We start from the raw sequence: 2,670 nt of genomic DNA, 5'->3' as shown, positions 1-2,670 counted from the left end.
ATCCGGTAGCCGCGGATCTTCACTTGATGGTCGATCCGGCCCAGGTACTCCAGATTGCCGTCCGGCAGCCATCTCGCCAAATCGCCGGTCCGGTACATCCGCGCACCCGGATCGAACGGGTTGTCTACGAATTTCTCCGCCGTCAGCTCCGGCCGGTTCAGATAGCCCCGGGCCAGACCGTCGCCCGCTATACATAGTTCACCCGCGACGCCTATCGGCTGCAGCTGCCGGTTGTCGTTCACAATGTACAGCTGCGTATTGGCGATCGGCCCTCCGATCGGCACCGCCGCTTTCGCGAAGGTCGGAGCGCTGTCGTAATACGCGACATCGACCGTGGCCTCCGTCGGCCCGTACAGGTTGTGAAGCGTGGCTCCGCTCCCTTCCATTAACTTGTAGAACCCGCTCACATGCTGCGGCTTCAACGCTTCCCCGCTGGCAAATACCCGGTGCAAGCTGCCCAGCTTCTCCGGGCTAAATGCTTGCCCGGCCTGCTCCAGGAAGACGCTCAGCATCGACGGCACAAAATGCATAACCGTGACCCCGTGACGCTCCATCGTTTCGGCCAGCACCGCTGGATCTTTCTCTCCCTGCGGCGGAAGCATGCAGACCTTGGCCCCGGTCATGCCCCACCAGAACAGCTCCCACACCGAAACGTCGAACGTTATCGGCGTCTTCTGCAGAATGACGTCCTGTTCTCCGATGGGGTAGCGGTTCTGCATCCATTGCAGGCGGTTGATGACCGCACGATGCTCAATCATGACCCCTTTCGGGTTGCCAGTGGTCCCCGAGGTATAGATCACATACGCCAAACGCCGGGAATCCGGCTCTAGCGGCGGATTGGCCTCGGATTGCACCTGCCCTCCATGCGTCAACTCGATGACCGTCCCCTCAAATCCGCATGAATCCTGGCCGGGCTGAATCAGCAGTACCGCCGCGCCGCTGTCCCCGAGCATGTATTGGATGCGCTCTGCCGGATAGGTCGGATCGATAGGCAAGTACGCGCCGCCTGCCTTCAGGATGCCATAGAGTCCTACCATCAGTTCCAGTGAGCGTTCCGCCATCATCGCTACAATCGTTTCCGGCCCTACACCTTGCCCGCGCAGCGTCCACGCCAGCTGGTTCGCCTGCGCGTTCAGCTCCGCATAGGTCAGCTGCTGATCCCCGTACACTACCGCCACCGTATGCGGCGTCTTCTCCACCTGCTCCTCGAACAGACCGTGGATCGTTGCTTCCTGCGGATACTCCGCCAGTGTGTCATTGAACGCATGCAGCAGCTGTTGCTTCTCCTCCGCCGTCACAAGCTCATACGACCCAATGCTTGCTTCCGGCTGACCGGCCATTTGTGACAAGAGCTGTACAAAGTGTATCAGGTACCGCCCGGCTGTCTCCTCATTGAACAGCGCGCTGCTGTATTCCAGCAACAACTGAAGTCCTTGCTCACTCTCCGCAACGNGCTGTCTCCTCATTGAACAGCGCGCTGCTGTATTCCAGCAACAACTGAAGTCCTTGCTCACTCTCCGCAACGTTCAGCGTCAGGTCAAACTTCGTCGCCCGGTGGTCCAGCTCGACCGGACGAACATCTACATCTGCCAGGCCAAAGCGCGCCTGCTCCATGTTCTGCAGCACCAGCATCGTGTCGAATAAGGGATTGCGGCTCATATCGCGCCGTACGTTCAGCTTCTCGACCAGTTCCTCGAACGGGTAATCCTGATGCTCGAATGCCGTCAGCGTCCGCTCCTTCACTTCGCGCACGAAGTCCATAAACCGCTTCTCCCCGGACGGGGCGTTGCGCAGTGCCAGCGTGTTCACGAACATCCCGATCATCGGCTCCGTATCCCCATGCGTCCGCCCCGACACCGGCGTCCCGACCACAATATCGCTCTGCCCAGTGTACTTGTGCAGCCACACGTTATAGGCGGCCAGCAGTACCATGTACAGCGTGGCTCCGGTCTCTGCGGCAATTCGTTTTAGGGCCTCAGCTACGTCCGCGCTGATCTGCGCATGAACCTGTCCGCCTTCGCTGCTTGGCACCGCCGGACGCGTCCGGTCGGCCGGCAGCTCCAGCACCGGCACTTCCTCCGCATAGGCCGACAGCCAGTACGCCTCATGCCCTTGCATCCGCTCTACCCCGAGCGTGTCCTGCTGCCAGACCGCGTAGTCTTTGTACTGGATCCGCAGCGGCGTCAGCTCCTCACCGGCATACGCCGCCATGAGGTCCGACACCAGAAGGTTCAGCGACACGCCGTCCGAGACGATATGGTGCATGTCCCACACCAGCCAATGGTGCTCCTCTGCCAGTCGCAGCAGCCCAGCCCGCAGCAGCGGCGCCTGATCCAACGCGAACGGCCGCACGAAGTTCCGGATGAGCTCCCGGGCTTGCACTTCATCTACCTCCCGGCATCCCCATTCAAACGACACGTCTTCGTGTACCTGTTGTCGCGGTTCGCCGTCGATCCACGTGAACGACGTGCGCAGCGATTCGTGACGGGCGATGACCGAGCGAATCGCTTCCTCCAGCCGATCCGCATTCACCTGCCCTGTTAACTCCATGACCCCCGGCATGTTGTAGCGCGTGCTCTCCGGCTCCACCTCATGCAGCACGTATAGCCGCCGCTGCGCCGAAGACAGCGGGTACGATGCCTGCGCCGCTGCCGGCTCGATCCGGCCGTA

Annotated in this window: 1 protein-coding gene and 1 pseudogene; both read right to left on the bottom strand. The window is 61.3% G+C overall.

Annotation, left to right across the window (positions count from 1 at the left end; all coding sequences use genetic code 11):
- Positions 1 to 1,412: pseudogene (locus ACAN56_RS35335) on the bottom strand (non-ribosomal peptide synthetase); the annotation flags it as partial.
- 25 nt (positions 1,413 to 1,437) lie between these two features.
- Positions 1,438 to 2,661: a condensation domain-containing protein gene (locus tag ACAN56_RS35330; protein ID WP_489685716.1), complete on the bottom strand. Its 1,224-nt coding sequence runs from the start codon at positions 2,659 to 2,661 to the stop codon at positions 1,438 to 1,440.
- Between the last annotated feature and the right edge of the window lie 9 nt (positions 2,662 to 2,670).

Source organism: Paenibacillus paludis, assembly GCF_042610515.1.
Taxonomy (GTDB): Bacteria; Bacillota; Bacilli; order Paenibacillales; family Paenibacillaceae; genus Paenibacillus_AQ.
This window is presented reverse-complemented; position numbering and strand designations above follow the sequence as displayed.